The 3,784-nt window shown below is 43.1% G+C and carries 7 protein-coding genes and 1 pseudogene; 2 read left to right on the top strand and 6 right to left on the bottom strand.

Going from position 1 to position 3,784, the window contains the following annotated elements; all coding sequences use genetic code 11:
• Positions 1-483, bottom strand: a pseudogene (locus tag ACFVQB_RS34270) (hypothetical protein); the annotation flags it as partial.
• A gap of 424 nt (positions 484-907) precedes the next feature.
• On the opposite strand from ACFVQB_RS34270, the gene ACFVQB_RS34265 reads away from it, so the two are divergent.
• Together ACFVQB_RS34265 and ACFVQB_RS34260 are read left to right on the top strand one after the other, a co-directional pair.
• The gene (locus ACFVQB_RS34265) at positions 908-1,087 is read left to right on the top strand and encodes a hypothetical protein (protein ID WP_198699002.1); all 180 of its coding nucleotides are present in this window, start codon (positions 908-910) and stop codon (positions 1,085-1,087) included.
• 6 nt (positions 1,088-1,093) lie between these two features.
• Complete coding sequence (locus ACFVQB_RS34260; protein ID WP_379449844.1) at positions 1,094-1,261, top strand: hypothetical protein; 168 nt, start codon at positions 1,094-1,096, stop codon at positions 1,259-1,261.
• 229 nt (positions 1,262-1,490) lie between these two features.
• On the opposite strand, the gene ACFVQB_RS34255 is transcribed toward ACFVQB_RS34260, so the two are convergent.
• The 5 genes from ACFVQB_RS34255 to ACFVQB_RS34235 form a co-directional block, all read right to left on the bottom strand.
• A complete protein-coding gene (locus ACFVQB_RS34255; protein ID WP_270354913.1) occupies positions 1,491-1,643 on the bottom strand; it encodes a hypothetical protein in 153 nt (50 codons plus the stop codon).
• Between the two features lie 202 nt (positions 1,644-1,845).
• The gene (locus ACFVQB_RS34250; RefSeq protein ID WP_270354912.1) at positions 1,846-1,986 is read right to left on the bottom strand and encodes a hypothetical protein; all 141 of its coding nucleotides are present in this window, start codon (positions 1,984-1,986) and stop codon (positions 1,846-1,848) included.
• A 194-nt stretch (positions 1,987-2,180) separates the two neighbouring features.
• Positions 2,181-2,312: a hypothetical protein gene (locus ACFVQB_RS34245; RefSeq protein ID WP_270354910.1), complete on the bottom strand. Its 132-nt coding sequence runs from the start codon at positions 2,310-2,312 to the stop codon at positions 2,181-2,183.
• A 15-nt stretch (positions 2,313-2,327) separates the two neighbouring features.
• Positions 2,328-2,453, bottom strand: a complete 126-nt coding sequence (locus tag ACFVQB_RS34240) for a hypothetical protein (protein ID WP_269775328.1) — start codon at positions 2,451-2,453, stop codon at positions 2,328-2,330.
• The gene (locus ACFVQB_RS34235) at positions 2,450-3,550 is read right to left on the bottom strand and encodes a response regulator aspartate phosphatase (protein ID WP_376621139.1); all 1,101 of its coding nucleotides are present in this window, start codon (positions 3,548-3,550) and stop codon (positions 2,450-2,452) included. The genes ACFVQB_RS34240 and ACFVQB_RS34235 overlap by 4 nt, the downstream gene beginning before the upstream one ends.
• Positions 3,551-3,784 lie beyond the last annotated feature (234 nt).

Genomic DNA, 3,784 nt, shown 5'->3' with positions numbered 1-3,784 from the left:
GTCGATTAACTTTTCCTGCATGACCTCTAGGTTTTTGTTTTCTTGCATAAGAGAGCTGATTTTTTCAGCTGATTCTTTATCTAGTCGAGTCCGCATTCTTTGGGCGGCAATGCTGCGCATCTGTTCCCGGAGTTGTTTTGGGTTGTGATCTTCGAAATAGTCATCAAATATGTGTTCCAAAACGATACTGCTGTATGTAGTTTCGTAACTGGATTTGGCAATGAGATTTCCGACTCGTTCAACGGTTTGCTTTCCCATGTCTTCAACTCGTTTTTCGATCCTGTCGATCAGAGCTTGCTCGGTTGCGGACAGCAATGAGCTTGCTTCGACAGGTTGGACTTGGTGAGCGTGATACGCCCGAATGGCGTGTTCGATCAGCAGTCCAAATTTGGTTTCCGATCCGAAGTCTTTTTTCGCGAGCTTGCGACCGAGCGAAACGACTTCTGGATCGAGTCGGACGGATTCTTTTTGACGTGCGACCATGGTTTTTCGACCTCCAAAAATTGAGTGATTAGCTCAATTTTAGAGTGTCGGACGGTGGGGGTCAAGGGGGAGGGCGTGCCATCCCAATTGCGGAGTGTGTCGGAAACATTGTGTCCGACACTTTTAACTCCGCCTCTCCCACCTAACAGGTGCGGGGAATGCCATTTTCCACAGATCGGGCAGGCTCCGAGCGAGGACAAAATGGCTTGCTGAAATGGAGGGCTGCGGGACGATCCGGCAGGGAGTCTCGCACCCGAAATGGAAGCAAAAAAGAGGGCTGAACAGGGAAGAGTAACGAGGCTCACCCTGTTCAGCCCTCTTGGGTTTTATGGCAGGCAATGGGCGAGTTCATTCGCCCGCCTGACATTGGCGGACTTGTCCGCCAACGGGTAGAATGGATAGAAAAAGGAAAGGTGGAGAATACATGACATATCGTATTGTGGGCGAGCTGGAAGGGACGGAAATTACGTTCACGAGCACACACCCAGACGGAGAGAAACGAGAGGATATATTTGAGACGCTTGAGGAAGCGGAGGATGCTTTGAATACCTTGAAAATGTCTCTGCCTGATGGAACAAAATTGACGATTGAACCTGCGGTGTAGAGACAAATGATTGATTTTGAAACGGCTATGAGACAAGTGAGAGCAACCCTTTGCTTTGAGGGCTTAGTGCTGACTGAAGAAGAGGAAAAGCTTTTAGAAAGGCGGTTTCATGGAGAAATCACAGAAGAAGAATACATCCGAAAATCGTTGGAGCTGTCTTATTCCGGTGACTGATAAATAGGACAGCGAGCGATTTTGGCGTGAGTCAACGGTAACCGGACCGTAGGGAGGATTAAGGAGTTGACTCATTCAGCGCCACCCGAACCCTTTCAGCACTCAAACAAACCCGTTTGTTTGACGCCAACCGGCGAGGGAGCCCCCCGAAGAATCGGGGGGTTGGGGGGATTGAAATATTGGCATCCAACGGCCGTCCGTTGGTGGGTTTGGGCAAAGCCCAATGAAGTCACTTTAATTCTTTGTGTAACTCGTTGTTTTGATCGAGCAAAATGATTCCTTTGAGGCTTCGTTCCGGATAATGCCGCGGTAAGTTGAGCTGCGGATCAGAGAGCAGTTCTTTCATTTTCTTTTTTGCTTCAGAGAGTGTTTCGATTTTCAATTTTGGTTCCTCCGGGTTTTTTATTAATACTAACATGAGGGATGAAATGAGAAATACCTCTGAGAATGCCCAGATTTGTTTCTGAGGGCTTTTAATTAAAAAAACGACCTTATGGAAGGGGATGTCCTTAAAATCGAATATAAGGGCATTTAAAGCATTTTAAAATAAAAAAGCAGACTTCTGAGAGTCTGCTTTTTTATTTTTAGCCCAGTGCACCATTTTCAGCAACTTGAAAATCCTTTGATATGCCTAAATATCCGTTTTCCTTGGTCCCGAAATGGTTGCTTGATACAAGAAGCAGTCCAAGGATGGCAGCGGTAATTAAGACAGTACGTCTTTTCATAATAACGCCTCCGATAGTGTGGGATTTAAACACTTTTAGATGAATTTGATTCATTGTACCAATCCCGATGTTCTGGGTTAGAACGGTCTAAAAGGATAACCCCGTCTTTATTTGATTTTAATTTGTCAGCTGAAGTCCAGACTTTTTGACGGTCTATTTTCAGCTGCGGGAACGCTTTTTCAAGAGTTTGCATGTTAGATGGCTACTGGTTGTTCTTGAATGGAGACTCCACCTTCAGCAATTTTGCTACTGCTCGTTAAGGCGGGAGAAGCCAGCAGTAATGCTGAAACAGTTAGCAGACTGAACAAAATCGTTTTTTTCTTCACAATAACACCCCCGTGTTAAATGGTTACTGCCCCTTCGGCAATTTTAATGGGGTTACTCAAAGAGGTTGTATTGTTTACTAAAGGAGTGGCCAGCAATAATGCTGAAACAGTTAGCAGACTGAACAGAGCGGTTTTTTTCATAGTAACGCCTCCGATATTTTGAGAATTTTGTTTTTGACAAAATGCCCGTGTTTAAAATAATATGCGGCTTTTTCAAAGTCATCCTTACTCTCATAGTATACAGCAATTTCCATTGAGAGATCGGCTGTTTCTGTCCAAAGCTCCATTTTTTCGAGGATATCGATATTTTTCCTCACCTCTGGGTCATTTTGTTCTGCATACAAAGCGTATGCAAGTTTTAATTTCGCCAAATACTCCTTTTCTCCTTCGTCTTCGGCCTTTTTCAGAGCCTTTTCATACCATGTCAGGGCAACATCGAAAGCCCCTAATTGAAACAGAACTTTGCTTAACATATAAGTGGAGCGGACGGCGACAAACGACTCTAAATGTTCAGGGATTTTCAAGGCCTGTTTGAAGCAGTTCGAAGATTCGATGAACATTTTTTGTCGTTCAAAACAGACACCAAGGTTAAAAAGAGCCAAACTTTCGGTGTATCGGAAGCTGTTTGCTTTTGCTGCAGTTTGCGCGTTCTCATAGTGTTCCTGAGCTTGTTCAGGAAGCATCAAGTCAAGCTTATTTGCTCCTAACATCATTTCACAGTTAATCGTTTTTTCTTTATAGGTCTCATGCGCTTTAAATGTGTCGTATGCGATTTTAGCGTGGGTCATCGAGAAAACATTTTGCTTTATTTTGTAGTACGCCTTACACAGATAGTAATGAAATTCAGCTTTTTCAATTTCATCAGGTATCTTTTTCAAGCGTTCTTCAGCGATTTTATAGTACATGATGGCTTTGACATAGCGCTTTTGATGAAATTCATACATGCCGGAGAAAAAATAAAAATAATAGTGAATCATGTCATCGGTGTTATCTTCTAAGGCTTTGGCTTTCAGATTGTCCAGTAATTCGCCGGATTTGTTGTAATCCTCTGTCATGAGCTTATAACGAGAGTCAATCAGGTTGAAGTACAGTAATACGGTTTGATTCTCTTTCATGTTTGGAAACGTGTTTTCGATCTCTTCCCTCATGGCTGCGGCTTTAGAAAAGTCATGTTGTTTGATGATTTTGTACCAATCGTTTATGGCTTGTCCGACTTCTTCGAATGCTATTGTACTCAACTTTCACCAATCCTTTCTTAATTCTTTATAACTGCAAGAAATGTAAACATTTGTATTCCGAATTATCTCAGACTGTTAAATGAATGTGAAGAATTTTCCGAAAAGTTAACCGGAGATAGAAATGTCACTGACTGGATGTGTTGACTGCGTGTTGAAAGAAAAGGTCATGTGTTGACTGTGTGGAGGTTCATGTGTTGGTCAGGTGGAGACGTGCGGCTTGTTAAAGATATTGAA

The organism is Paenibacillus sp. NPDC057886, from assembly GCF_042796655.1.
In the GTDB taxonomy this organism is placed as follows: domain Bacteria; phylum Bacillota; class Bacilli; order Paenibacillales; family Paenibacillaceae; genus Paenibacillus.
The sequence above is the reverse complement of the archived record's forward strand: the minus strand, read 5'-3'. Positions and strand labels throughout refer to the sequence as shown.